This is a genomic window from Marinobacter sp. CH_CUG1437-1, assembly GCF_037029655.1.
In the GTDB taxonomy this organism is placed as follows: domain Bacteria; phylum Pseudomonadota; class Gammaproteobacteria; order Pseudomonadales; family Oleiphilaceae; genus Marinobacter; species Marinobacter salsuginis.
This window is the reverse complement of the sequence record NZ_JAYMEW010000007.1, coordinates 41,840-68,787: the sequence shown is the minus strand read 5'-3', so window position 1 is coordinate 68,787 and position 26,948 is coordinate 41,840. Positions and strand designations below refer to the sequence as shown.

The window sequence follows — 26,948 nt, the reverse complement described above, 5'->3', positions numbered from 1 at the left end:
ATTGTAGACGGAATGGTGAAGAAATTCTCTTAAATAAAAAACACATAAGTTACGTAACCGGGTGCATCTAACCAGGTATAGGGTGAGCGCGTGTTTGGATTAGGAAAGAAATCCAGTGCAGTGCTGGGCGTGGATATAAGCTCCAGCTCGGTCAAACTTCTGGAGCTGTCGAAGCAGGGCGACCGGTATAAGGTCGAGAGCTACGCGGTTGAGCCATTGCCGGCCAATGCCGTGGTGGAAAAGAACATTACCGACGTGGAAGCCGTGGGCGAAGTTATGAAGCGCGTGGCTTCCAAGTCCCGTTCCGGCGTCAAGCAGGTTGCCGTGGCGGTATCAGGCTCTGCAGTTATCACCAAGGTCATCCAGATGGACGGTGGCCTCAACGAATTCGAGATGGAAGATCAGATTGCCCTCGAGGCCGATCAGTATATTCCATACCCGCTGGATGAAGTGGCCATTGATTTCGAAGTTCAGGGACCTTCCGAAAGTAATCCCGATCAGGTAGATGTGCTTCTGGCAGCATGCCGAAAGGAAAATGTCGACATTCGGGAAGATGCACTCGAGATTGCTTCACTCACCACCAAGGTGGTTGATGTTGAGGCCTATGCCCTTGAACGCGCCTATGCATTGATTGAGCCTCAATTGGACTCGCAGGGTGAAGAGCTGGTGGTGGCAATTGTGGACATCGGTGCGACCATGACCACGCTGAGCGTGTTGGCTGGTGGCAAGACTGTATACACCCGTGAACAAATCTTTGGCGGCAAGCAACTGACCGAGGAGATTCAGCGTCGTTATGGTCTGTCTCTGGAAGAAGCTGGACTTGCCAAAAAGCAGGGCGGACTGCCCGATGACTACGAATCCGAAGTGCTGACCCCGTTTCGCGAGGCCGTGGTGCAGCAAGTGGCCCGAGCGCTTCAGTTCTTCTTTGGTGCCAGTCAGTACAATGCAGTCGACTATGTGGTCTTGGCAGGTGGTACTGCCTCGATTCAGGGGCTGACGGAAATGGTCGAAGAAAAAACGGGAACACCGACTATGGTCGCGAATCCTTTTGCAGACATGGCGGTCGGGTCACGGGTCAACGCATCGGCACTTAGTAACGATGCGCCGTCTCTGATGATTGCCTGCGGCCTGGCAATGAGGAGCTTCGACTGATGGCAAAAATTAACCTTCGACCGTGGCGCGAGGAACTTCGTGCCGAGAAACAGAAACAGTTTGTGGTTATGATCCTTGGCGCCGCGATCATCGCTGGTGGTTTGGTTTTCCTCTGGAAGACCGATATGGACAGCCGGATTGCGTACCAGCAATCCCGGAACGCCTATATCGAAACTGCCACTAAAAAGCTTGACCAGCAGATCAAGGAAATTGAGAACCTCAAGCGCAAGCGGGATGAGCTTCTTGCCAGGATGCAGGTCATTCAGGATCTCCAGGGGAAACGCCCCGTTATCGTGCGCGTGTTTGATGAGTTGGTAAGAACTTTGCCTGATGGCCTGTTCTATACAGACCTCAAGCGAACTGGTGAGCGCGTCGATATCGTTGGGATGGCTGAGTCTAATAGCCGGGTTTCTACTCTTATGCGGCAGTTTGAGGAGTCCGAATGGTTTACCGATCCCAACCTCTCCAATGTGTCAGCTGCTGACAGTCGCCGGGCCGGTTACAGCCAGTTCAATCTGTCGGTTAAACAGAAAACGCCCGAGCCCGAAGGGGAGGATAAGTAATGAGCCTCGCGGACTCTCTGAAAAGTCTCAATGAATTTGATATCAACGACCTTGATGTCAATAACGCGGGTATATGGCCTGCGCCCATTAAGTTCATCGTGATCCTGATTATCTTCGGGCTCATCGCTGGCGGCGGTTACTGGTTCTTTATCAAGGATCAGTACGCTCAGCTTGAGCGTGTAGAGCGTACTGAGCAGGATTTGCGCAAGACCTATGAAGAAAAGGCCTACCAGGTGGCAAATCTTGAGGTCTTCAAGGCCCAGATGGCTGAAATGGAAGAAACCTTTGGTGCCCTGGTAAGGCAGCTTCCGAGTGAGACCGAAGTGCCGGGTTTATTGGAAGACATTACGAATACCGCCCTGGGTAATGGCCTTGCGCTTCAGGAAGTGAAGCTGCAGCCGGAGCAGCGGCGGGATTTCTATTCCGAGCTTCCAATCAACATCCGGGTGTCTGGTTCCTACCACGAGCTGGCATCTTTTGTCAGCAGTGTGGCGAGCCTTCCTCGGATCGTGACACTGCACGACTTGACCATAAAACCAACTGGCGGAGACGGAGAACGGCTTGATATGCAGGTTGTAGCTCGTACTTACCGCTACCGGGCTGGAGAATGAGCATGACAGGAAAGCATGCGGTAAAAGCCTGGCTGGGTGTTTGTCTGGTGTCGCTCCTGACAGCCTGCTCCCAGGGCAGCGGATTTTCAGATCTTGATCAATTCATGGCCGAGACCAGGGCAAAACCGAGAGGGTATGTTGAGCCTTTGCCGGAGTTCAAAGCTTACGAGGCATTCAGTTACTCCGCGGCAGACCGGCGGGCGCCATTCGAGCCGCCTATCGACGTACAGCTCACTATGGTTGACGAGCAGCCGATCAGTGATGTTGAGCCGGATCTGGATCGGCCGAGGGAAGTTCTCGAGAACTTTGATCTGAAAACGCTTGAAATGGTCGGTACGCTTCAGGGGGCATCGGGTAACCTTTTCGCCCTTATCGAAGACGATACCGGTGGAATTCACAGGGTCCGTACCGGAAATTACATGGGGCAGAACTACGGTCGCATTGTGGGCGTCAGTGAAACCCGTGTCGAGCTTATTGAAATCGTTCCCAATGGCCGGGGTGGCTGGGTTGAGCGTCCTCGCTCCCTGACCCTGGAAGAGGGCGCAGGCTAAGGAGCGGCTGGATGAAAGTTGAAAGAAACATGCACGTACAAAAAAGTTTAGGGTCGAGGCTAGCGATGTTCAGAAAACTCAATGTATACGTCAGCGTGATTGCTTTTGGGTTGTTATCCGGCCTGGCCAACGCGGTCACGCTGGAAGACGTGTCGTTTTCCTCGCTACCGGGCGAGCGGCTTGAAGTCACACTGCAATTTGATGGGGCGCCACCGGAACCCTCTGGGTATACCATTGAGCGTCCTGCTCGCATTGCGGTTGACCTTCGAGACACGACCAGTGGCCTTGAAAGCCGGAGCGTTCCGCTCGGCTCAGGCAACGCCCAGAGTATGACGGTAGTAGAAACCAAGGATCGCACACGGTTGATTTTCAATCTGGTTGAGCTGGTGCCTTACGAAACGGTTCGCTCGGGCAACTCCCTGGTTATGACGATTGGCGGGCAAGCCGGGTCTGTTGCTACCACGTCCACCTCTTCTTCGGCTCAAAGCAGCTCAGCTACGGGCACGATGTCCTCCAACGCCCTTGCTGGGGTGGATTTTCGCCGTGGCAAGGATGGTGAAGGCCGTGTTCTTGTCGAGCTGGGCAGCTCCAGCACACCGGTGGACCTGACCGAGCGTGCTGGCAAAATCCGCTTGACGATGGACGGGCTTGAAGTCCCATCGAATCTGCGTCGCCGGCTCGACGTGACTGATTTCGCAACCCCGGTTACCCGTATCGACACGTTTGTTGAGGATGGTAATGCCGTGGTCGAGATCACCCCAGAGGGTAATTACGACTACATTGCTTACCAGTCCGGCAGTCAGTTTACTGTTAGTGTCGAGGAGCTGAGTCAGGAAGAGGCGGAGTCTCGCCGGGAAGAGAAGTTCCCGTACACCGGTGACAAGTTGTCCCTGAACTTCCAGGATATTGAAGTCCGGTCGGTCCTGCAGTTGATTGCCGACTTCACCGGTCTGAACCTCGTTGCAAGTGACACTGTCGGCGGCAGCATCACTCTCCGCTTGCAGAATGTTCCCTGGGATCAGGCCCTGGATCTGATTCTCAAGACCAAAGGCCTCGATAAACGTCAGATTGGCAACGTATTGCTGGTGGCGCCTGCCGATGAAATCGCGGCTCGCGAGAAGCTTGAGCTTGAAACGAACAAGCAAATCGCTGAACTGGCACCGGTCCGTCTCGACATTATTCAGGTTAATTACGCCAAGGCTGCTGATATTGTTGCGTTGATCAAGGAAGACGAAGAGCTGATTTCCGATCGCGGCTTTGTCTCCTCGGATGTGCGTACAAACACCATCAGCGTTCGTGAAACGGCCGAGAAACTTGACGAAATTCGCCGTCTGGTATCGACATGGGACGTTCCGGTACGGCAGGTTTCTATTGAGGCCCGTATTGTGCGTGCGCAAACCAACGTTGCCGAGAACCTCGGTGTCCGCTGGGGTGGCGCTGCTTACGATGTGAGCGGAGATAATGTATTTACCGTAGGTGGTTCGCAGCAATCTCTCCAGGAAGCGCGCGACGCAGCTGCCGGAAACAGCAACACCATCACCTTCCCGGGCGCCTTGGCGGTTGACCTCGGAGTGACAGGTGAGGGTGCATCGTCCTTCGCCATCGGCTGGGGCAGCGACGATTTCCTGGTAGATCTGGAGCTGTCAGCCCTTGAGAGTGATGGTCAAGCGGAAGTGGTTTCCCAGCCCAGGGTTGTGACTGCGGATCGTCAGACGGCGTCGATCAAGTCTGGTGAAGAGATTCCTTATCAGGAAGCTTCCTCCAGTGGCGCGACATCCGTTTCTTTTAAGGAGGCCGTGCTCTCCCTGGAAGTAACACCGCAGATTACACCTGATGACAAGATCATCATGGATCTTGTGGTCAACCAGGACTCTCGTGGTGAGGTGACTGCTGGTATTCCATCAATCAATACCAATGAAGTGACCACCCAAGTTCTGGTTGGCAATGGTGAGACGGTTGTTCTGGGCGGCATTTTCCAGTCGGAAGTGGCGACTCAGACTACCAAGACGCCGTTCCTTGGAGATATTCCCTACCTGGGGCGTATTTTCAAGCGTACCGAGCATATTGATGAGCGCAGCGAGTTGTTGATCTTCATTACGCCGAAGATCATCAAGAACGACCTGCTTCGTTAATCGGTGCAGTTCAAAAGCCGCCGCTTAAAACCGGCGGCTTTTTTGTGCCTGAAACAGTCTCGGGGGCGGTCCTGAACTTATGCAATCCCGGGGCCTGTGATATTCTCACCCGCCTGAACAAAACTGAGCGGAAGTTATGTCTTTGCCGAAACGCGTTGTCCTGGTTGGCCCAATGGGAGCAGGGAAAAGCACGATTGGCCGGATGCTCGCTAAAGAGCTCGGCTATCGTTTTCTTGATTCTGATCGCATCATCGAAGAGCGATGCGGGGCCAATATCCCGTGGATTTTCGACGTTGAGGGGGAGGATGGCTTCCGTTTGCGGGAGACGGCCATGCTGGACGAGTTATCCCACGAGGATCATACCGTGCTGGCCACGGGCGGCGGCGCGGTCATGCGAGAGGAAAACCATCCTATCCTTAAAAGGGATGCGACGGTGATCTATCTGAAGACCTCGATAGAGCAGCAGGTGGAGCGAACACGCAAGGACCGAAATCGCCCTTTGCTCCAGAACGATAACCCTGAGGCGGTTCTGCGGAACCTGTTCTCGATCCGGGATCCCCTGTATTCCAGTCTGGCAGACATCATCATGTTCACCGACAAGAAGAGCCCAAGGCTGGTCGTTCGCCAGCTGGTTAACCGGCTGAACCCGAAAACACCCCGTCATAAAAGGCAGGTCAGGAAGGAAGGTCGCAATCATGTCTAATCGGTATCGCGAACTCTCGGTGGAGCTCGGCGAACGCAGCTATCCCATTTTTATCGGCCAGGACCTTCTCGGCACTCAGGATCTGTCACCCTACGTCTCCGGTGCACAGGTCATGATCGTTACCAACGAGACGGTTGCACCGCTCTATCTTGATCGAGCGAACGCCTGTTTTCCCGGGAAGCGGGTCGATACCGTCGTGCTTCCCGATGGCGAGAAGTTCAAGGACTGGCAGACCCTTAATATGATCTTTGATGGTCTGCTTGAGCAGCGGCATACCCGGAAAACCACTCTGGTTGCGCTTGGTGGAGGCGTCGTTGGTGATATGGCCGGTTTTGCCGCAGCTTGCTACCAGCGTGGTGTTCCATTCATCCAGATTCCAACAACTCTGCTTTCCCAGGTAGATTCTTCTGTTGGTGGTAAAACAGGTATCAACCACCCCCTTGGCAAGAACATGATTGGTGCTTTTCATCAGCCGCAGGCCGTGTTGATAGACACCACAAGCCTGCAGACTCTGCCTCCCCGGGAAGTGTCAGCGGGCCTCGCAGAAGTAATCAAATATGGGCTGATTCGTGACGAGGACTTTCTTGCCTGGCTTGAAGATCACATGGATTCTCTGGTCAGCCTTGATCCGGAGGCACTGGCAGAAGCTATCTTCCGCTCCTGTGCTTGCAAGGCTGAGGTTGTAGCTCTGGACGAGCGCGAGGGAGGTCTGAGGGCGATACTGAATCTTGGTCACACCTTTGGACATGCGATCGAAACCTTTGCCGGTTACGGCAACTGGCTCCACGGAGAGGCAGTAGGCACTGGCATGCTCATGGCTGCCGAATTGTCTGCGCTTGAAGGTATGATCAGCCGTGACGATTGCGTCCGGATTAACCGACTTATCCTGCGGGCCGGATTGCCGGATAAACCTCCGATCGGAATGACCGCAGACGACTTTATGAGCTTGATGGCTGTCGATAAGAAAAACGTGGATGGCCTGCTCAGGCTGGTGCTGCTCCGATCGGTTGGCGATGCCGTCGTCACGTCCCAGGCAAAGCCTGAAAACCTGGCACTCACGTTTGCCCGTTTTTGCAGCTCAACATGATGTCGGCCCGAAGGCTTCAATAATTTGGTAACGGACCAGCGACCAAGGAAGACCCGTGACTGAAGAAAGCTTGAACAGTCTTGATGGCGGCGGCCTGTTTCCAAGGCTGCAACAACGCTACAGCCTCCGTGCCAACCCCCTGGAAATGGAAACACCGTTTTTCCCGGACGCCATGCGTCATCACGCCCTGGAGGCATTGCGCCATCTTTGCGGCTTTGGTGATATGGCTCTGCTGTTGACCGGTGCTGCGGGTGCGGGCAAAACCCGGATACTGGCGGAGCTGGTCCGCAGCGAGTCGTCCAGGCTTGATTTTCACCGGATACCGGCTGCAGCGTTGACCAGCGCTCAGGCGCTTGCCCGGGACCTGAAAGCCGTCACCCGCTCCAGTCTCGGCCAGGAAGACAGCCCGCGAGACCTGGTTTATCAGTTCTTCAGATGGTCGGAGTCCAGGGTTCGCAAGGGGCAGCGCATGGTCCTTTTGATTGACGATGCGGATAGAGCGCCGACGGAGTTGCTCAGACTGATTTTGTCTGCTTATCTGGCTTCAGAACGCGGGTCTTCTGCGGTTCCGGTGTTTGCGGGTACCGATAACCTGGTGCAGATGCTGGGCCTGGATAATTCAAGCACCAGCGTGCACCAGATTCATCTCCGCCCACTGACAAAAGACGAAATTGTGGCTTACCTTGAGCCAAGAGTTCATGCAGCTGGTGGTAAGACGGCCGAGCTTCTCAGTCCGGCGCGGGTTTCGAAAATTCATGCCTTGAGCCAGGGTAGTTTTTCGAGGCTTAAGCGGGTAACGCCAGGCGTCTGGTTGGATATGGTATCTGCGCCAAGCAGTGCCCGCTCTCGGGCATTGCCCTGGAAAAAGCTTCTCTGGCCGGGGTTCGCTCTGGTTCTGCTCGCGGGCTCGTGGTGGTTCGTGTCGCGCCAGTACGATGAGTCGGTTGCCGAGGAGGTCGTGAAAGCGCCGGAGCCGGTGCGAAAGAGCATTACCATTGGCCCGGAAACGGAGGAATCCGAGCCCGTCTCCGATGAGCCAATCGTGGCGGCTGAGCCCCTGTTGACCGAGTCGGTAACCGAGCCCGATCCTGTCCAGCCAGAGCCAGAGCCAGAGCCAGAGCCAGAGCCAGAGCCAGAGCCAGAAGCCGCGCCGGACTTCGTTCCTGCCGATCCGCAGTATTTTGCAGCCATCGACAAAATTCGGGCGCGAGGAGGCTGGACCATACAGCTGGTTGCCGGCAACCTGGAGCAGACCGCATTAAATGTCATATCCAGCTATCCAGAGCTTGGTGATCTGGTGTATACCCGAGGGGAAAGGCAGGGCCAGCCATGGTTTATGGTATTCTATGGTGAGTTCCCTACCCGGGAGGCGGCGAACGCCGCAGCGTCTGGTTTGCCGGAAGAGCTGGCTTCCCGGTCGCCCTGGGTGCGTCCAGTCGACAATTTATAGCGCCGTTCTTTTCGGCGCTAACTTGTTGTTCCGTAACCATGTCGATTGGTAATTCCGGTTTCGGCTTCCCACAATAACTTCACGCCGATTTGAGTACGTATTTCTACGTGTGTAAAATAGCCAGCCCCCATTTTCAGTGTCAAAGGGTGGTTGTATGGCCGTGCGCCCATTAACTCTTTGATTGAAAAGCATTTCTACGTGAGAGAACGCTTATGATGACAGGTTTGTATCATCCCGATGAATTCAGGGACAACTGTGGATTCGGTCTGATTGCCCATATGAAGGGCGAGGCCAGTCATAAGTTGTTGCAAACTGCCATCGAGTCTCTGACCTGCATGACCCACCGAGGTGGTATCGCTGCAGACGGAAAGACCGGCGATGGTTGTGGCCTGCTGATCCAGAGCCCGGATGGCTTTCTAAAGAAAGCTGCCAAGGCGGCGTTTGGCAAGGAGCCAGGCGACCTCTTTGCCGTGGGTCAAGTTTTCCTTAACCCCGACGAGAACAAGGCTGCCGCCGGTCGTACAGCAATTGAAAAACGGCTGACCGAACAGGGTCTGGAAATACTTGGCTGGCGTGAAGTGCCGGTGGATGACAGCTGCCTGGGCCCGATGGCGCTGGATTGCCTGCCCCGTATTGAGCAGGTTTTCGTGGTGCCAGCCGGCAAGGAAGAGCGTGACTTTGCAATCAGTCTGTTCGTGGGTCGCCGGCATGCTGAAAGCGACATGGCCGAAGATCCGGAATTCTATATCTGTAGCCTGTCTCACCGTACTCTGGCCTATAAGGGCCTCATGATGCCGGCGGACCTGGCCAACTTCTACAAGGATCTCGGTGATCCGGATCTTGAGACCGCTATCTGTGTATTCCACCAGCGGTTCTCCACTAACACCATGCCCCGGTGGCCGCTGGCACAGCCGTTCCGGTATCTGGCTCATAATGGTGAGATCAACACCATCGACGGCAACCGCAACTGGGCCATCGCTCGGGCCGCCAAATTCAGCTCCCCGGAACTGCCCGATCTGCAGACCCTTCAGCCACTGGTCAATCTCACTGGTTCCGACTCCTCGAGCATGGACAACATGCTGGAAGTCCTGCTTGCCGGTGGTGTAGACCTTTTCCGTGCCGTTCGCATGATGATTCCGCCGGCCTGGCAGAATGTCGACAGCATGGATTCCGAGTTGCGGGCGTTCTATGAGTACAACTCCATGCACATGGAGCCCTGGGATGGTCCCGCAGGTCTGGTGATGTCGGACGGTCGTTATGCGGTCTGTATGCTCGACCGAAACGGGCTGCGTCCCGCCCGGTGGGTTATTACCAAAGATGACTTCATCACGCTGGCTTCAGAGATCGGTACCTACGGGTACCAGCCCGACGACGTGGTTGCCAAAGGCCGTGTCGGGCCGGGGCAGATGCTGGCTATCGACACTGAATCTGGTGAAGTCCTGCATACCAAAGACATTGACCAGCGCCTGAAGACCGCGCAGCCCTACAAGCGCTGGCTGCGCGAGAACGCCTTGCGCGTGGAAACCACCCTGAATCAGGACACACCTGACTTCAGGCTGATGGACTCCGACGAGCTTCTGGTGCATCAAAAAATGTTCATGGTCTCCTTCGAAGAGCGTGACCAGGTCTTGCGTCCGCTGGCAGAGAACGGCCAGGAAGCGGTTGGGTCCATGGGTGACGATACCCCGATGGCCGTGCTCTCCAGCAAAGTGCGCCACGTAGCGGATTATTTCCGGCAGAAGTTCGCCCAGGTGACCAACCCGGCGATCGACCCCCTGCGTGAGGCAATCGTTATGTCTCTGGAGACCTGTCTGGGTGCCGAGCGTAACGTGTTCGAGGAAACCGCCGATCACGCGGATCGAATCATCCTGACCACGCCGGTACTTTCTCCGGCCAAGTTCCTGAAGATCGCCAACAACGAGCGCCCCGGGTTCGAGGTGGCGCGTATCTCCATGAGCTACCGCCCGGAGCAGGGTCTGGAGCAGGCGATTCGACAGGTTTGTGAGGAGGCGGAACAGGCTGTCCGGAATGGAAAGGTGCTTCTGATCCTCACAGACAAGGATTTGAAGGAAGGAGAGCTGCCGGTCAACGCCCTGATGGCAACCGGTGCCGTTCACCATCACTTGGTCCAGAAAGGGCTGCGCTGCGATTCCAACATCATTGTTGAAACCGGTTGGGCTCGTGATCCCCACCATTTTGCGGTGCTTTTCGGTTTTGGCGCGACAGCGGTGTATCCTTACCTCGCGTACCAGGTCCTGAACGATCTGATCCGCACCGGCGAATTGCTGATGGATCCGATTGACGCCAAGAACAACTACCGGAAGGGCATCAACAAGGGGCTGCTGAAGATCCTCTCCAAAATGGGGATCTCGACGATCACCTCCTACCGGGGCGCCCAGCTGTTCGAGGCGATCGGGCTGGCTGACGACGTCGTTGACCTGTGTTTCAAAGGTGTGCCGAGCCGGATCCAGGGGGCTGGCTTCTACGACTTCCAGCAGGACCAGGAGCAACTTGCTTCTGTGGCCTGGAAGCCGCGCAAGCCGATTGTCCAGGGTGGCTTGCTGAAGTATGTCCACGGCCAGGAGTACCACGCTTTCAACCCGGATGTCGTCGGAAAGCTGCAAGAAGCAGTAACCAGTGGCGACTACGGCCACTACAAGGAATACGCCGGTCTGGTCAATGAACGGCCGGTGGCAACCCTGCGTGATCTCCTTGGCTTCCGCAAGGACCTCAAACCGATTGATCTCTCGGAAGTTGAGCCGGTCGAGAATATTTTCCCGCGCTTCGATTCCGCGGCCATGTCCCTGGGTGCGCTGTCACCAGAGGCCCACGAGGCCCTGGCGGTCGCCATGAATACACTGGGTGGTCGCTCAAACTCTGGCGAGGGCGGTGAAGATCCTGCCCGCTATGGCACCGAGAAGCGGTCAAAGATCAAGCAGGTGGCTTCCGGACGTTTTGGCGTGACGGCTGAGTATCTGCGTAGCGCTGATGTCATGCAGATCAAGGTGGCTCAGGGCGCGAAGCCTGGTGAGGGTGGCCAGCTGCCCGGTGGCAAGGTCAATGATCTGATTGCACGTTTGCGTTATTCCGTGCCCGGCGTGACCTTGATTTCGCCGCCGCCGCATCACGATATTTACTCTATCGAGGATCTGGCCCAGCTGATTTTTGATCTCAAACAGGTCAATCCCCAGGCCCTGGTGTCAGTGAAGCTGGTTTCCGAGCCGGGTGTGGGTACTATCGCAGCTGGTGTTGCCAAGGCCTACGCCGACCTGATCACCGTCTCCGGTTACGATGGCGGCACGGCGGCAAGCCCGCTGACGTCCATCCGCTACGCGGGCTCTCCCTGGGAGCTCGGTTTGACTGAAACCCAACAGGCCCTGCGGGCCAACGATCTGCGTGGCAAGATTCGCCTGCAGACCGATGGCGGTATCAAGACCGGTCTGGATGTGGTGAAAGGTGCGATCCTGGGTGCGGAGAGTTTCGGTTTCGGTACCACGCCGATGGTGGCTCTGGGCTGTAAATACCTCCGAATCTGCCACCTGAATAACTGCGCGACCGGTGTGGCTACCCAGAATGATCACCTCCGTGAAGAGCACTTCAAAGGCACGGTGGAAATGGCCATGAACTTCTTCCGTTTCGTGGCTGAAGAAACCCGTGAGTGGATGGCGAAGCTGGGCGTGCGCAGCCTGGAAGAACTGGTTGGTCGCGTTGACCTTCTGGAGCGCCTGCCGGGCGATACCGAGCGCCAGAAGAAGCTGGATCTCAGTCGCCTGTTGTCTAATGACCATATTCCGGCGGACAAGCCTCAGACCTGCCAGGTGGAGCGGAACCATCCGTTCGACGAGGGCAAGCTGGCGGAACAGATGGTTCAGGATACCGCTGCAGCCATCAAGGAAAAGAGTGGTGGCGCCTGGTCCTACCGGGTCACCAACTGTGACCGCTCCATCGGTGCCCGTTTGTCTGGCGAAATCGCTCAGCTGCATGGCAATCAGGGCATGGTCGATGCGCCCATTACCCTGGATCTAACCGGTACCGCGGGCCAGAGTTTTGGTGTCTGGAACGTGGGCGGTCTCAACCTGATCCTTGAAGGGGATGCCAACGACTACGTGGGTAAAGGTATGACCGGTGGCAAGCTGGTCGTGAAGCCGCCCCGCGGTAGCGCCTTCAAGACCCAGGAGACGTCCATCGTCGGTAACACCTGCCTCTACGGCGCGACGGGCGGCAAACTCTTCGCTGCTGGTACTGCAGGTGAGCGTTTCGCGGTTCGTAATTCTGGCGCCCACGCGGTTGTGGAAGGCGCTGGCGATCACTGCTGTGAATACATGACCGGCGGCCTGGTGACGGTACTCGGATCAACCGGGCACAACTTCGGTGCGGGTATGACCGGTGGCTTTGCCTACGTCATGGACCTCAACAATACCTTCGTGGACAAGTACAACCACGAGTTGGTCGAGATCCAACGCATTTCCAGCGAAGACATGGAGTCCTACCGCAATCATCTGCGTGGCGTGATTCGGGAGCACATTTCCGAGACCGGCAGTGAGTGGGCTGAGCACATTCTTGAGAATTTCGACGACTACATCGGCCGCTTCTGGCTGGTGAAACCCAAGGCTGCCAACCTGCGCAGTCTACTGGCTAGCACCCGGGCGCGCCCCGAATAAGAAGCAGAGGGTTCGGGGCGAGTGGCCTGGCTGCCGCCCTTGTCGAAATTGAGTTGATGAGAGCATCCAGATGAAAGAACGACTGAGTAACGACTTCCAGTTTGTTGAAGTAGGGCGGGTCGACCCCAAGAAGGTCCCGGCCAAGAAGCGGAAGAAAGAATTTGGCGAAATCTACCACCCCTTCACGGCAGATAGTGCGGCGTCCCAGTCTCACCGTTGTCTTGAGTGTGGTAACCCCTATTGCGAGTGGAAGTGCCCGGTACACAATTACATCCCGAACTGGCTCAAGCTGGTTTCCGAAGGCAATATCATGCGGGCCGTCGAATTGTGTCATCAGACCAACTCCCTTCCGGAGGTCTGCGGTCGAGTGTGTCCGCAGGACCGTCTCTGTGAGGGTGCCTGTACGCTGAACGACAGCTATGGTGCGGTTACCATCGGCTCTGTCGAGAAATACATCACCGACACCGCCTTTGCCCTGGGCTGGAAACCGGATATGTCCGCAGTGAAGTGGACAGACAAGAAGGTTGCCGTCATTGGTGCAGGCCCTGCCGGTCTGGGATGCGCCGACGTACTGGTTCGCAATGGCGTCAAGCCGGTTGTTTTCGATATCTATCCGGAGATCGGCGGCCTGCTGACCTTCGGTATTCCAGAGTTCAAGCTGGAAAAATCCGTCATGACCCGCCGCCGCAAGGTGTTCGAGGAGATGGGCGTGGAATTCCGCCTGTCCACCGAGGTGGGCAAGGACGTTCAACTGCAGGACATTATCGACGAATACGACGCCGTCTTCATGGGCATGGGAACCTACACCTATATGAAGGGAGGCTTCCCGGGTGAGAACCTGCCGGGCGTGTACGATGCACTGCCGTTCCTCGTTTCCAACGTCAATCGTCGTCTCGGCTTTGAGAAAGACGAAGCCGATTTCATCGACATGAAAGGTAAGCGGGTTGTTGTTCTCGGCGGTGGTGACACGGCTATGGACTGTAACCGCACCTCAATCCGTCAACAGGCCGAGAGCGTCACCTGTGCCTACCGCCGGGACGAAGCCAATATGCCGGGTTCCCGCCGTGAAGTGGCCAATGCCAAGGAAGAGGGCGTTAAGTTCCTCTTCAATCGTCAGCCCATCGCCATTATTGGTGAAGACCGGGTTGAGGGTGTGAAGGTGGTTCAGACTCGCCTGGGCGATCCTGATGAAAATGGTCGTCGCCGTCCGGAAGTAGTCCCGGGTAGTGAGGAGGTTATTCCTGCTGACGCGGTTCTGGTCGCCTTCGGTTTCCGCCCGAGCCCGGCCGACTGGTTCGATGAGCTGAAGGTGAACACCGACGATTCGGGCCGGGTAACCGCGCCGGAAGAGTCCAAGTTCATGTTCCAGACCAGCAACGAGAAAATCTTTGCCGGCGGGGACATGGTCCGCGGTTCGGATCTGGTCGTAACCGCTATCTGGGAAGGCCGTCAGGCTGCCGAAGGTATCATGGATTACCTGGATATCTGATTGCAGGATTGATCCTGATCAGAAGGGCGGTTTCCTAAGCGAAAGCCGCCCTTTTTTATTCCCGCAAACCGGGTATTATGGCCTCCATCCGATTTTCCCCTTTGTACAGAACACGCTGGATTTTCTATGACCGAGCTGAAGAATGATCGTTTCCTGCGCGCCCTGATGCGCCAGCCCGTGGACCGCACACCGGTCTGGATGATGCGTCAGGCCGGGCGATACCTGCCGGAGTACCGTGCGACCAGGGCCAAGGCGGGGGATTTTCTCAGCTTGTGCAAGAACACGCCGCTGGCCTGTGAAGTCACACTCCAGCCCCTGGAGCGCTTCCCACTGGATGCGGCCATCCTGTTTTCAGATATTCTGACCATTCCCGATGCATTGGGCCTCGGCTTGTACTTCGAAACCGGCGAAGGTCCGAAATTCCGGAACACGATCCGCTCCGAGGCGGATGTCGCTGCGCTGCCCAAAATTAACGCCGAGGTGGATCTGGATTACGTGATGAACGCGGTTTCCACCATTCGCGGAGCCCTGAACGGCAGCGTTCCCCTGATCGGTTTCTCCGGCAGCCCGTGGACCCTGGCGACTTACATGATTGAGGGTGGCTCCTCCAAGGATTTTCGGGAGGCCAAGAAGCTCATGTACGGCCAGCCGGAGGTTATGCACCGCTTGCTGGACCATCTGGCGGATTCGGTTATTGATTACCTCAACGGCCAGGTCAAGGCTGGTGCCCAGGCTGTCCAGATTTTCGATACCTGGGGTGGCGTTTTGAGCAGCTGGGCCTATGAGGAGTTCTCCCTTCGCTACATGAAGAAGATCGTCGACGGCCTGATTCGCGAGAACGATGGTCGCAGGGTGCCGGTGATTCTGTTCACCAAGAACGGCGGTCAGTGGTTGGAATCCATTGCCGATTCCGGTGCCGATGCCGTCGGCCTCGACTGGACCACCGATATCGGCAATGCCCGGGCCCGCATTGGTGACCGGGTGGCCCTTCAGGGCAATATGGATCCGGCAATGCTGTATGCGCCACCTGAGCGGATTCGCCAGGAAGTGGCCGATATCCTCCGGCGCTTTGGTTCCGGTACTGGCCATATCTTCAATCTTGGCCACGGGATTACGCCGGATGTCGATCCGGAGCATGCCAAGGCGTTCATCGAGGCCGTGGTGGAACTTAGCCCCGAGTATCATCGCTGAGTATTAGAGTTCGTTTTTTCCAGCCTGCTGATCATGTTGGCTGGGCCGTGATGGGGCCCTTTCCAAAAACCGCTACGAGCACCCCTCCGGGGTCCAGCCAGCAATCACAGATTGCTGTCGTTCGGCTGTCGCATGAAGCTTCGCTTCATAAACGCTCGGCCTCACCCATGTGCGCTTGTCCTCGGCCATCCTTGGCCTCCGACATTTTTGGAAAGGGCCCCACCACGGCCCGAGTCTTACCTCAGAGATATATCCTTTCGAGAGTCCCGTAGGTCGGATTAGGCGCGCAATGCGCACCGTAATCCGACAACCGAAGCTCCCTCAAAAACTCCTCTGGATGCAATCTCCTGTCCGGTCTATAGTCAGGTAAAACAAGACCGGTTAACAGGAGTAACCCGTTGCCCGCTAAAACCCCCGAAAAACGCAGGTTCCACCGAATCGAATTCGATGCGCCCTGTGAACTCCACTGCCAGGAATCCGTCTGGACGACGGAGGTGCTGGATATTTCGCTAAAAGGTGTTCTGGTCAAGCGGCCGGAGGGTTGGCAGGTCCCGTTAAAGCAGCCCTGCGAAGTGATTATTCACCTGAATGATCATGAGGCAGGTATTGTGATGGCGGTAGAGCTTAGGCACGTGGAGCCGCATCGGCTGGGTTTCAAATGCCAGTACATTGACCTGGATAGTGCTACCCACCTAAAACGACTTGTGGAGCTGAACCTGGGAGATCAGGCGATGCTCGAAAGAGAATTTGCCCACCTCATTGATTAGATCTTTTGCAGCCGGACTCTGGCACCGTTGCCCGCAGGTCGGGTTGACTTCGGAGTTTCCAAAAATGTCGGAGGCCAAGGATGGCCGAGGACAAGCGCACATGGATGTGCTCGTAGCGGTTTTTGGAAACTCCGAAGTCAACCTGACCGTTCACTCCGAGGATGGCAGGCTTAAAGCTCTTCCAGGGCAGTAAGAGCATCACTAAGTTTGGTCACCGGAATAACCTTCATGCCTTCAATGGCCTTCCTTGGGGCATTGGATTTCGGCACCAGCGCCCGGGTAAAGCCATGCTTTGCGGCTTCGTAGATTCGTTCCTGCCCACTGGGCACCGGGCGGATTTCACCAGAGAGGCCCACTTCTCCGAAGATCACCAGATCCTGGGGCAGGGCCCGGTCGCGGAACGAGGAGACGATAGCGGCCAGAAGGGCCAGGTCGGCGCTGGTTTCATTGACCTTTACGCCACCCACCACGTTTACGAACACGTCCTGATCGGACACGTGCATGCCGCCATGGCGGTGCAGTACGGCCAAAAGCATGGCCAGCCGGTTCTGGTCCAGGCCAACGGCAACACGCCTTGGGTAGCCGCCCTGGGCCATATCCACCAGTGCCTGGATTTCCACCAGCATGGGGCGGGTGCCTTCCCAGACCACCATCACCACGCTTCCCGGGGCGGCGTCTTCGCCGCGGTTCAGGAAGATCGCGCTGGGGTTCTTCACTTCCTTCAGGCCCTGCTCCAGCATGGCAAATACGCCCAGCTCATTGACCGCACCAAACCGGTTCTTGATCCCGCGCAGAGTTCGATAGCGGCTGTCGCTGGAGCCTTCCAACAGGATCGAACAGTCGATCATGTGTTCCAGGACTTTAGGGCCTGCCAGGCTGCCGTCTTTGGTCACATGGCCGACCAGAAACAGGATGGTGCCAGTCTGCTTGGCGAAGCGGGTCAGGTAGGCAGCGCTTTCCCGCACTTGGGAGACGCTACCAGGGGCGGACTCGATATCCGCCATGTGCATCACCTGAATACTGTCTACCACAAGAATCCGGGGCTTTTCTGCCTCGGCCACCTGCATGACGCGCTCGACGCTGGTTTCGGACAGCATCTTCAGGTCTTTGGTGGGCAACCCCAGGCGTTTGGCGCGCATGGCCACCTGTTGCAGGGATTCCTCACCGGTGACATACAAGGCAGGGACTGTCGCAGCCAAAAGGCAGACCGCCTGGAGTAGAAGGGTGCTCTTGCCGGCGCCCGGATGGCCGCCCATCAGAACAGCTGAGCCCTCCACGAGCCCGCCGCCCAGAACTCGATCGAACTCCTGCATGCCGGAGCTGATACGGGGCTGCTCGGCCAGGCTGACGTCGTCCAGGCTCTGAACCTCCGAAAGGCTGCCGGCGAATCCCTCAAAGCGGGCGCCGCGGGCGCCTTTGGCATTGCTGCTGACGCCGCGAACTTCGCTGATGGTGTTCCAGGCCTGGCAGGCTGTGCACTGGCCCTGCCACTTGGAATAGTCTGCACCGCATTCGGTGCAGACGTAGGCGGTTTTGGTTTTCGCCATCAGGCCAGCTTCTTGTACTTCATGCGCTGCGGCTGCATCGCCGAATCACCCTTGCGCTTCTTGAAGTCTTCATCGTACTCGGTGAAGTTGCCTTCGAAGTACACCACCTCGCCATCATCCTCGAACGCCAGGATGTGGCTGGCTACACGGTCGAGGAACCAGCGGTCGTGCGAGATAACCAGGGCAGAACCCGGGAAATTCAGCAGGGCTTCTTCCAGGGCCCGGAGGGTTTCCACGTCCAGATCGTTGGTCGGCTCGTCCAGCAGCAACACGTTGCCGCCCTGTTTCAGAAGCTTGGCCAGGTGCAGACGGTTGCGCTCACCGCCGGACAGATCGCCAACCCGCTTCTGCTGGTCGCTGCCCTTGAAGTTGAAGCGGCCAACGTAGGCTCGCGAAGGCGTTTCGTAGTTGCCGACCTTGATGATGTCGTTGCCGTCGGAAAGTTCCTCCCAGACGGTTTTGCTGCCGTCCAGATCGCGCATCTGGTCCACGTAGGCCAGTTCCACGGTTTCGCCGACGGTGATGTCGCCAGAATCCGGTTTGTCGAAACCGGCGATCATCTTGAACAGGGTGGATTTACCAGCACCGTTACCACCGATAATACCCACGATGGCACCGGGCGGTACGCTGAAGGACACGTCCTCATACAGCAGTCGGTCACCGAAGGACTTGCTGATGCCGTCCACCTCGATCACCTTGTTGCCCAGCCGTGGACCAGGCGGAATGTAGAGTTCGTTGGTTTCGTTGCGCTTCTGGAATTCCTGGGAGCTCATCTCCTCAAAGCGGGCCAAACGAGCCTTGCTCTTCGACTGGCGCCCTTTCGCGTTGCTGCGCACCCACTCCAGTTCCTGCTTGATGGCTTTCTGGTGAGAGGCTTCCTGCTTGGATTCCATCTCCAGGCGCTTTTCCTTGTTCTCCAGCCATTGGCTGTAGTTGCCTTCAAACGGAATGCCGTGGCCACGGTCCAGTTCCAGAATCCAGCCAGCGACGTTGTCGAGGAAGTAGCGATCGTGGGTGATGGCCACCACGGTACCTTCGTAATCGTGCAGGAAGCGCTCGAGCCAGGCCACGGATTCGGCATCCAGGTGGTTGGTAGGCTCGTCCAGCAGCAGCATGTCAGGGCCGGACAGCAGCAGGCGGCACAGGGCTACCCGGCGGCGCTCACCACCGGAAAGGACGCTGACTTTCTGGTCCCATGGTGGAAGGCGCAGTGCATCAGCCGCAACTTCCATCTTGCGTTCGATATCGTGGCCGTCGGTAGCCTGGATGTAGGCTTCCAGTTCGCCCTGCTTCTTGGCCAATGCGTCGAAATCGGCGTCCGGTTCTGCATAGGCTGCATAAACCTGGTCCAGTTCGGCCAGTGCGTCATGAACGCCGGAAACCGCCTCATCGACGATCTCCTTGACGGTTTTATCTTCGTCCAGCTCCGGCTCCTGGGGCAGATAGCCCACGTTGATGCCAGGCTGTGGGCGGGCTTCACCGATGTAATCCTGGTCCACGCCCGCCATAATGCGGAGCAGGGTGGATTTACCGGCACCGTTGAGGCCCAGTACGCCGATCTTGGCGCCGGGGAAGAAGCTTAACGAGATGTCTTTCAGAATCTCGCGCTTAGGCGGGACTACTTTGCCCACCCGGTTCATGGTGTATACGTATTGGGCCATACTGGCGTAAACCTCTTGATATAACAGGTTCGTGAATTCGAATACTGGTGACTCGGGCGGCGGGGCTGGCCTTCCGGGATACGCTGTAAATACGTCCATGTACGCTCGGCAAAATCATCCCTGATTTTGACGATCCCGGAAGGCCAGCCCCGCCCCCCTTGATCGGAGCTCGTGTTATTGATCCGGTAAGGTAACGAAACGCACCAGTGATAGCAATTGAGCAGAAACCGGAGGTGGCCGTATGCCGGTATCTGCGGACAGTATAGAGGGTGATTTTTCACCCCTTTGTAAGATAGAATAGCGGCCCAATTTTTCAGGGGGCTGCGGAGTGCCAAAGCTCTCCGGGCCAGCCAAGCACACAGAGGCAGCGCATCCATGTTTAATCGTGAAATGAAAATCGCCGGCTTTGACGACGAACTCTGGAACGCCATGCAGGCGGAAGAGAAGCGCCAGGAAGCTCACATCGAGCTGATCGCATCCGAGAACTATACCAGCCCTCGGGTGATGGAAGCCCAGGGCAGCGTGCTGACCAACAAGTACGCGGAAGGCTATCCGGGCAAGCGCTATTACGGCGGCTGCGAGTTCGTGGATATTGCCGAAGATCTGGCGATTGAGCGTGCCAAGGAGCTGTTTGGTGCTGCCTACGCTAACGTGCAGCCGCATTCCGGTTCCCAAGCCAACTCTGCTGTCTTCATGGCCCTGCTCAAGCCCGGTGACACTGTTCTTGGTATGAGCCTTGCCCACGGTGGTCACCTCACCCACGGGGCTAGCGTGAACTTTTCCGGCAAGATCTACCACGCCGTGCAGTACGGCCTGAACCCGGAAACCGGCCTGATCGATTACGACGAAGTGGAAGCGCTGGCTGTTGAGCACAAGCCGAAAATGATCATTGCCGGCTTCTCCGCGTATTCACAGGAGCTGGATTTTGCCCGTTTTCGCGAGATTGCGGACAAGGTTGGTGCCTACCTGTTTGTGGACATGGCCCACGTAGCTGGTCTTGTTGCCGCTGGCGTTTATCCGGATCCCGTTCCCCACGCTCACGTGGTTGCAACCACGACGCACAAGACTCTGCGCGGTCCCCGTGGTGGTCTGATCCTGGCCTGCGACGACGCCGATCTGCAGAAAAAACTGAACTCTGCTGTCTTCCCGGGTGGCCAGGGCGGTCCGTTGATGCACGTGATTGCCGCCAAGGCCGTGTGCTTCAAGGAAGCCATGAGCGATGAGTTCAAGGCCTACCAGCAGCAGGTTGTTAAGAACGCTTCTGCCATGGCCCAGGTTTTTGTGGATCGCGGGTACGACGTGGTTTCCGGTGGCACGAAGAATCACCTGTTCCTGGTCAGCCTGATCAAGCAGGACATTACCGGTAAAGATGCTGATGCGGCGCTGGGTCGTGCTCACATTACCGTGAACAAGAACGCGGTTCCCAATGATCCCCGGTCACCGTTCGTCACTTCCGGTCTGCGTATTGGCACCCCGGCGATCACAACCCGCGGATTCGGTGAGTCCGAGTGTCGTGATCTGGCCGGCTGGATCTGCGATATCCTCGATAACCTGGACGACGAGGCGGTCAACAGCCGTGTTCGCGAGCAGGTCGGTGCGCTTTGCGCCCGTTTCCCCGTCTACGGCTGATCGTTTTATAGCTAGACTACAGGCATGACCCGCCGGGCCGACATGTTGGCCCGGCTTCCTCTTCGGAGTTCCTGATTATGCATTGTCCCTTCTGTGGTGAAGCAGATACCAAGGTGATCGACTCCCGGCTGGTGGCTGAGGGTGATCAGGTGCGTCGCCGCAGGGAATGCCTGTCTTGTCGGGAACGGTTTACGACCTTTGAGTCCGCCGAACTGGTGATGCCACGGGTGGTCAAGCAGGATGGCACCCGGCAGCCGTTTGATGAAGAAAAGCTGCGCGCGGGGCTGATGAAAGCGCTCGAAAAGCGGCCTGTAAGCATTGAACAGATTGATGCGGCCCTGAACCGGATCAAATACCGGTTGCGGGCGACCGGCGAGAGGGAAGTGAAATCCATGCAGCTGGGCGAGGAGGTCATGACCGAATTGCGCCAGTTGGACAAAGTTGCCTATGTCCGCTTCGCTTCGGTGTATCGCAGCTTCCAGGATATCAACGAGTTCAAGGAAGAAATCGAGAGGTTATCGGCAAGCAATGGCGAGGCTGCTGTTGATGTCGCCAAAGCACTGGCGGATAACCACGCCCCCAAAGGCAAGGCATGATCGAGAACCGCGACAGGGCCATGATGGCACGGGCTGTCCAGCTTGCCTGGCGCGGTCGGTACTCCACCCATCCTAATCCCAGAGTTGGCTGTGTCATTGCCCGGGGAGATCTGGTGCTTGGTGAGGGCTGGCATGAGCGCGCCGGAGAGGCCCATGCCGAGACTCGTGCTCTGAGTCAGGCAGGCACTGACGCCCGTGGCGCGACGGCGTACGTAACACTGGAGCCCTGCAGCCATTTCGGTCGCACGCCGCCCTGTGCCAGAGCGCTGATCGATGCCGGGATTGCTCATGTGTACGCCGCAACCAAGGATCCGAATCCGTCGGTGTCAGGTCGTGGGCTGGACATGCTCAGGGAAGCGGGTGTCCGGGTTACCGAAGGCTTGCTGGCGGAAGAAGCTGCGCGCCTGAATCCGGGGTTCATGAAGCGGATGAACACCGGGCGGCCCTGGGTGCGCCTGAAAATGGCCGCGAGCCTTGATGGCCGTACTGCGATGGCTTCGGGTGAGAGCCAGTGGATAACCGGTACAGAGGCCCGTCGCGACGTGCAGCGCTTGAGAGCGATCAGTGATGCGATTCTGACAGGTGTGGGTACGGTGCTGGCCGACGACCCGTCCCTGACAATCCGGCGCGAAGACCTGGGTGATATTGGCGACGCGACGGAACCGTCCAGGCAGCCACTTCGGGTGATTGCAGACCGGGATGCGCGCACGCCGTGTTCGGCGAAGATCCTTCATGGCGGTAACGTGCAGGTGTTCTGTGCGTCATCAACACTGGCGACCGCGCCGGCACAGGATCTGGCGGCGCTGGGCATCAGTCTTACCGGCGTTGCCTGGAAGGACAACGGCATCGACCTGGCTGAGCTGCTGGATTCGCTAGGCGAGCTTGGTATCAACGAACTGCTGGTTGAAGCGGGGCCCACTCTGGCTGGCACATTTATCAGCGAAAACCTGGTCGATGAACTCTGGCTCTATCAGGCGCCGGTTTTCCTCGGCAGCACGGGGCGTCCGACCGCACATCTGCCGCTGGAGACCATGGCAGATAAAGTACAATGGAAAGTTCTGGACCGACGTCAGGTAGGTGAGGATCAGCGTTTGATCCTGGCCCGCCAGTAATCCATAAACTCAGGACGTTCTGCAAGCCAACACTTGCCGGAACGCCGCAAGGGTGCAAAACCATATGGCACTGAACAGCATTGAAGACATCATTGAAGATATCCGTCAGGGCAAAATGGTCATACTGATGGATGACGAGGATCGCGAGAATGAGGGCGATCTCGTGATGGCTGCTGAGCATTGCACGGCCGAGGCCATCAATTTTATGGCCCGTTTTGGGCGCGGCCTGATCTGTATGCCCATGACCCGGAACCGCTGCGAACAATTGGGTTTGCCGCTGATGGTCCAGCAGAACGCCTCCGGTTTCGGGACCAAGTTTACCCTTTCCATCGAAGCCGCAGAGGGCGTGACGACTGGTATCTCAGCGGCAGATCGGGCTCGCACGGTTCAGGCAGCGGTGGCCCGAAATGCCAAGGCCAGTGATCTGGTCCAGCCTGGCCATATTTTCCCGTTGATGTCTGATCCCGGCGGCGTGCTTAGCCGTGCGGGGCACACGGAAGCATCCTGTGACCTTGCGGCACTGGCCGGTTGCGAGCCGGCGGGTGTGATCTGCGAGATTATGAATGACGACGGCTCCATGGCCCGCCGGGAAGATCTGGAGCGGTTTGCCGAAGAGCACGATCTGAAGATCGGCACGATTGCCGACCTGATTCATTACCGCACCATGAACGAGCGCACTGTAGAGTGTGTGGAAGAGAACGACCTGGATACCGAGTACGGCGTCTTCAAGCTTCGAACCTATAGAGACAACATCCAGGGAGCCACTCATCTGGCCATGTTGATGGGGGATATTTCTCCTGACGAGCCAGCGTTTGTTCGTGTTCACATCACCGATACCCTGCGGGATCTTCTGGGCGCCCGCCGCAAGGACTCCCGTAGCTGGCCTCTGCACCACGCCCTGGAGAAAGTAGCGGAGGAAGGCAAGGGTGTGGTTGTTCTCCTGAACAGCGCCGAGGACAGCTACAACCTGGAAGACCGGATACAGGAATTCTTTGATGAGGGTAAGGGTTCCTCCGGCAAGGGCAGCTCGGGCGTCTACTTCACAGTAGGCACCGGTTCCCAGATTCTCCGGGATATCGGTGTTGGAAAGATGCGTCTTTTGAGTCCGCCGATCAAATTCTCGGCGATCTCCGGTTTTGATCTGGAAGTTGTTGAATACGTTCCCTATACCCCTGAATGATTAACCCGGTTGTGGCCTCGAAGCCGCGACACGTGAAGGAGCCATCAATGGCAGATATCAGAGTAATTGAAGGTGATTTTACCGAGTGCAGCGGACGTTATGCGCTGGTCGTGGGCCGTTTTAACGGCTTTGTTGTGGAAAGCCTGGTTGAGGGTGCACTGGACACCCTGCGTCGTCACGGCATTTCCGATGCGGATGTCACCATTGTGCGTGTTCCGGGGGCTTATGAAATGCCGCTGGCCGTCAAGCGCGTTGCAGAAACCAATGATTATGATGCGATTATCGCCCTGGGTGCGGTCATCCGTGGTGGCACGCCCCATTTCGAGTACGTTGCTGGCGAGGCCTCCAGTGGGCTCGGCGCAGTCAGTCTTGATACCGATGTGCCGGTAACTTTCGGGGTGCTGACGGTGGATTCCATCGAACAGGCCATCGAGCGTTCCGGAACCAAGGCTGGTAACAAGGGTGCGGAAGCAGCGATCACTGCCCTTGAAATGGTCAGTCTGTTCAAGAAGCTGGGTGAGTAATGAGCGAAACTGAAGGTACATCACCGCAGCCGGCTGCGTCCGGCCAACCAAAAGCCGGTGATCGACGCCGTGCCAGGGCCCTTGCTATGCAGGGACTCTATCAGCGTCATTTCAGCAAAACGGCGATTTCTGACATTGAAGCCGAGTTCATGGTCGACAATGACATGAGCAAGGTCGATCTGCTGTATTTCCGTGATCTGCTTCGCGGTGTGCATCGCGAACAGGGCGAACTGGACAAGCTGATCGAGCCTTTCCTTGATCGTCCTATCAACGAGGTTGACCCGGTGGAACTGGCGATTGTTCGTCTGGGAGCCTATGAGCTCAAGCATCGGCTTGATGTGCCCTACAAGGTGGTGATCAACGAAGGCATTGAAATGGCCAAGCGCTTCGGTGGCACCGAGGGCCATAAATTCGTCAACAGCATCCTCGACAAGCTCAGCGGCCGACTCCGCCTTGCCGAGACTCGCGCCCGCTAGGCGATGGGCGAGTTCGAGCTGATCCGGCGCTTCTTTTTGCCGCTCGGCGAGCGGCAGGAATCCGGGTCTCTGATGCTGGGGCCTGGGGATGATTGCGCGATTCAGCGGATTCCCGCTGGCCGGGATCTTGTCTTTTCCGTGGATGCTCTCGTGGAGGGTGTCCATTTTCCCCGAAATTATCGCCCGGATTACCTGGGTTGGCGTGCTCTCGCTGTCGCAGCCAGTGATCTTGCTGCCATGGGCGCCGACCCGGAGTGCTTCACGCTTGCGCTGACGCTGCCAGCCGTGGATGAGCAGTGGCTTGAAGATTTCTCTGCCGGGTTGAGACGAGCCAGCGAGGCGTTCGGTCTCCAATTGGCTGGCGGGGATACAACCTCCGGGCCGCTCACTCTGAGCCTGCAGGTGCATGGCACTGTAGAGCAGGGGGGCGGGGTCCGACGCTCAGGCGCCCGTGCGGGGGATCTGATTGCCGTGTCGGGCACCCTGGGTAACGCGGGGGCTGCCCTCGACTATCTCTCTGAACCTGCCCCTTCTGCTGACATCCTCGCAGTGCTTGAGCATTACCATAGGCCCTGGCCAAGGCTAGATCTGGCAGGGGAGGTGCGCCGGTATGCCAGCGCCGCGATTGATATCTCCGACGGTTTGTTGGCTGATCTCGGCCATATTCTTGCCGCATCGAGGGTCGGTGCCCGGATCGCGAGTGATCGAGTACCTCTTTCGGCCGCGCTCTCGCGGCTCAAAGGTAGCAAGGCCCTAAACTACGCGTTGCGTTCGGGGGACGATTACGAACTCTGCGTCTGTTTTGCCCCGGAAAGCTGGGAGTCTGCACCGGAATCACTGAAGAGCCAGCTTACCGTGATTGGGGCCGTTACTGCCGAGCCGGGCCTGTACCTCGATGGCGTTGATTGCGGTCTGGAAGCGGTGCCAGCGGGGTATGACCATTTCAGGAGTAAATCATGAGTCAGGAAGGTCAAGCTCCGGAGCCCGAGGCGCCGGCAGTGATATTGCCACCCGGTTTTTTGCGAAACCCCGTGCACCTTTTGGCCTTTGGGTTTGGCAGCGGCGCAACCGCGAGGGCACCCGGTACATGGGGGAGTCTGGCAGCCATACCACTCTGGTACGGTTTCGCCTGGTTACCGCCGGTGGGTTATTGGCTGGTGATCCTGGTTGCGTTTATCGTAGGTATCTGGCTTTGCGGAAAGACGGCCCAAGACCTGAAGGTTCATGACCATGGCGGTATTGTCTGGGATGAATTCGTCGGGATGTGGATTGCTCTGGGACTGTTTCCCGACAATATTTACGGGGTTCTGGGCGCCTTCGCTCTGTTCCGGCTCTTCGACATCGCCAAACCCTGGCCCATAAACTGGCTGGACCAGCACCTGCCGGGCGGGCTGGGAATTATGGTCGACGACGTGATCGCCGGTTTAATGGCCCTGGCCTGCCTGTGGGCAGTGGACGTGTGGCTCGTTCCCGTAATGGTCTAGCGAGCCAGCACTGACCCCGTCAGTGAAGCTGCTGCTCTTCCGGCAACAGCCGGACAACGTGCAGAAACCGCTTCAGGCCTGTCTCCGCTCGCTCCCGGGAAGCAAACGGGCCACTATCAAACCCCTCCCGGGTAGTGAAGTACCATTTGCTCCCTACGCAGAAGAATCGACTGCTGCGAAAGGGAACCGGCCCTTCTTCTCCGGTCCTGCGTTGGGTGTCCATGGCATCTCCTGTACTGCCCGCTTTTCGCTCTTGCTTTTCGGGCGCCGCGTTAATATCTGCCGATCTGTTTAAAATTAACCCAATTCAGGGCGAATTCAACATTTTTTTACAATTTTACGGGTTGCGTCTCACTCGGGATCATCAGTGAAAAAATCCAGA

Annotated in this window: 23 protein-coding genes; 20 read left to right on the top strand and 3 right to left on the bottom strand. The window is 57.3% G+C overall.

What is annotated here, in order from left to right:
• Positions 1–90 precede the first annotated feature (90 nt).
• The 12 genes from WA411_RS16550 (at position 91) to WA411_RS16495 (ending at position 16,357) form a co-directional block, all read left to right on the top strand.
• Positions 91–1,152: a pilus assembly protein PilM gene (locus tag WA411_RS16550; RefSeq protein ID WP_008170799.1), complete on the top strand. Its 1,062-nt coding sequence runs from the start codon at positions 91–93 to the stop codon at positions 1,150–1,152.
• Positions 1,152–1,715 carry a PilN domain-containing protein gene (locus WA411_RS16545; protein ID WP_088829301.1) on the top strand — a complete coding sequence of 188 codons (564 nt, stop codon included), beginning with the start codon at positions 1,152–1,154 and terminating at the stop codon, positions 1,713–1,715. Before WA411_RS16550 ends, WA411_RS16545 begins: the two co-directional genes overlap by 1 nt.
• Positions 1,715–2,326, top strand: a complete 612-nt coding sequence (locus WA411_RS16540; protein WP_222466552.1) for a type 4a pilus biogenesis protein PilO — start codon at positions 1,715–1,717, stop codon at positions 2,324–2,326. The genes WA411_RS16545 and WA411_RS16540 overlap by 1 nt, the downstream gene beginning before the upstream one ends.
• Before the next feature lie 2 nt (positions 2,327–2,328).
• Positions 2,329–2,877 (top strand): pilus assembly protein PilP, encoded by a 549-nt coding sequence (locus tag WA411_RS16535; protein ID WP_222466553.1) that lies wholly within the window; start codon positions 2,329–2,331, stop codon positions 2,875–2,877.
• Between the two features lie 65 nt (positions 2,878–2,942).
• A complete protein-coding gene (gene pilQ, locus WA411_RS16530) occupies positions 2,943–5,009 on the top strand; it encodes a type IV pilus secretin PilQ (protein WP_291909369.1) in 2,067 nt (688 codons plus the stop codon).
• A 136-nt stretch (positions 5,010–5,145) separates the two neighbouring features.
• Positions 5,146–5,712, top strand: a complete 567-nt coding sequence (gene aroK / locus WA411_RS16525) for a shikimate kinase AroK (RefSeq protein ID WP_069185154.1) — start codon at positions 5,146–5,148, stop codon at positions 5,710–5,712.
• Positions 5,705–6,799: a 3-dehydroquinate synthase gene (gene aroB, locus WA411_RS16520; RefSeq protein WP_291909370.1), complete on the top strand. Its 1,095-nt coding sequence runs from the start codon at positions 5,705–5,707 to the stop codon at positions 6,797–6,799. Before aroK ends, aroB begins: the two co-directional genes overlap by 8 nt.
• Before the next feature lie 55 nt (positions 6,800–6,854).
• On the top strand, positions 6,855–8,249 hold the full coding sequence (locus WA411_RS16515) for an AAA family ATPase (RefSeq protein WP_291909371.1): 1,395 nt from the start codon (positions 6,855–6,857) through the stop codon (positions 8,247–8,249).
• Between the two features lie 212 nt (positions 8,250–8,461).
• Positions 8,462–12,910, top strand: a complete 4,449-nt coding sequence (gltB, locus tag WA411_RS16510; RefSeq protein WP_291909372.1) for a glutamate synthase large subunit — start codon at positions 8,462–8,464, stop codon at positions 12,908–12,910.
• A 70-nt stretch (positions 12,911–12,980) separates the two neighbouring features.
• On the top strand, positions 12,981–14,399 hold the full coding sequence (locus WA411_RS16505) for an FAD-dependent oxidoreductase (RefSeq protein ID WP_291909373.1): 1,419 nt from the start codon (positions 12,981–12,983) through the stop codon (positions 14,397–14,399).
• Positions 14,400–14,525: 126 nt separating this feature from the next.
• A complete protein-coding gene (gene hemE, locus WA411_RS16500) occupies positions 14,526–15,590 on the top strand; it encodes a uroporphyrinogen decarboxylase (protein WP_291909374.1) in 1,065 nt (354 codons plus the stop codon).
• A 398-nt stretch (positions 15,591–15,988) separates the two neighbouring features.
• On the top strand, positions 15,989–16,357 hold the full coding sequence (locus WA411_RS16495; RefSeq protein WP_222466560.1) for a PilZ domain-containing protein: 369 nt from the start codon (positions 15,989–15,991) through the stop codon (positions 16,355–16,357).
• Positions 16,358–16,527: 170 nt separating this feature from the next.
• Here the strand turns inward: WA411_RS16495 and radA are convergent, their stop codons facing one another.
• Positions 16,528–17,904, bottom strand: coding sequence for a DNA repair protein RadA (gene radA, locus WA411_RS16490; protein ID WP_291909375.1), 1,377 nt, complete (start codon positions 17,902–17,904; stop codon positions 16,528–16,530).
• Positions 17,904–19,565 (bottom strand): energy-dependent translational throttle protein EttA, encoded by a 1,662-nt coding sequence (gene ettA, locus WA411_RS16485; protein ID WP_291909376.1) that lies wholly within the window; start codon positions 19,563–19,565, stop codon positions 17,904–17,906. Before ettA ends, radA begins: the two co-directional genes overlap by 1 nt.
• Before the next feature lie 375 nt (positions 19,566–19,940).
• On the opposite strand from ettA, the gene glyA reads away from it, so the two are divergent.
• The 8 genes from glyA (at position 19,941) to WA411_RS16445 (ending at position 26,566) form a co-directional block, all read left to right on the top strand.
• Positions 19,941–21,194, top strand: coding sequence for a serine hydroxymethyltransferase (gene glyA / locus WA411_RS16480; RefSeq protein ID WP_069185163.1), 1,254 nt, complete (start codon positions 19,941–19,943; stop codon positions 21,192–21,194).
• A gap of 77 nt (positions 21,195–21,271) precedes the next feature.
• Complete coding sequence (gene nrdR / locus WA411_RS16475) at positions 21,272–21,790, top strand: transcriptional regulator NrdR (RefSeq protein ID WP_008170769.1); 519 nt, start codon at positions 21,272–21,274, stop codon at positions 21,788–21,790.
• Positions 21,787–22,902, top strand: a complete 1,116-nt coding sequence (gene ribD, locus WA411_RS16470) for a bifunctional diaminohydroxyphosphoribosylaminopyrimidine deaminase/5-amino-6-(5-phosphoribosylamino)uracil reductase RibD (protein WP_291909380.1) — start codon at positions 21,787–21,789, stop codon at positions 22,900–22,902. The genes nrdR and ribD overlap by 4 nt, the downstream gene beginning before the upstream one ends.
• A 64-nt stretch (positions 22,903–22,966) precedes the next feature.
• Positions 22,967–24,082 carry a bifunctional 3,4-dihydroxy-2-butanone-4-phosphate synthase/GTP cyclohydrolase II gene (gene ribBA / locus WA411_RS16465; RefSeq protein WP_069185165.1) on the top strand — a complete coding sequence of 372 codons (1,116 nt, stop codon included), beginning with the start codon at positions 22,967–22,969 and terminating at the stop codon, positions 24,080–24,082.
• Between the two features lie 47 nt (positions 24,083–24,129).
• Complete coding sequence (ribH, locus tag WA411_RS16460) at positions 24,130–24,606, top strand: 6,7-dimethyl-8-ribityllumazine synthase (protein WP_069185166.1); 477 nt, start codon at positions 24,130–24,132, stop codon at positions 24,604–24,606.
• Positions 24,606–25,082, top strand: coding sequence for a transcription antitermination factor NusB (gene nusB, locus WA411_RS16455; RefSeq protein WP_069185167.1), 477 nt, complete (start codon positions 24,606–24,608; stop codon positions 25,080–25,082). Before ribH ends, nusB begins: the two co-directional genes overlap by 1 nt.
• 3 nt (positions 25,083–25,085) lie before the next feature.
• Positions 25,086–26,042, top strand: a complete 957-nt coding sequence (thiL, locus tag WA411_RS16450) for a thiamine-phosphate kinase (protein WP_222466564.1) — start codon at positions 25,086–25,088, stop codon at positions 26,040–26,042.
• Positions 26,039–26,566 carry a phosphatidylglycerophosphatase A family protein gene (locus WA411_RS16445; protein ID WP_153634757.1) on the top strand — a complete coding sequence of 176 codons (528 nt, stop codon included), beginning with the start codon at positions 26,039–26,041 and terminating at the stop codon, positions 26,564–26,566. Before thiL ends, WA411_RS16445 begins: the two co-directional genes overlap by 4 nt.
• A 19-nt stretch (positions 26,567–26,585) precedes the next feature.
• On the opposite strand, the gene WA411_RS16440 is transcribed toward WA411_RS16445, so the two are convergent.
• Positions 26,586–26,789, bottom strand: a complete 204-nt coding sequence (locus tag WA411_RS16440) for a DUF6316 family protein (RefSeq protein WP_069185170.1) — start codon at positions 26,787–26,789, stop codon at positions 26,586–26,588.
• Positions 26,790–26,948 lie beyond the last annotated feature (159 nt).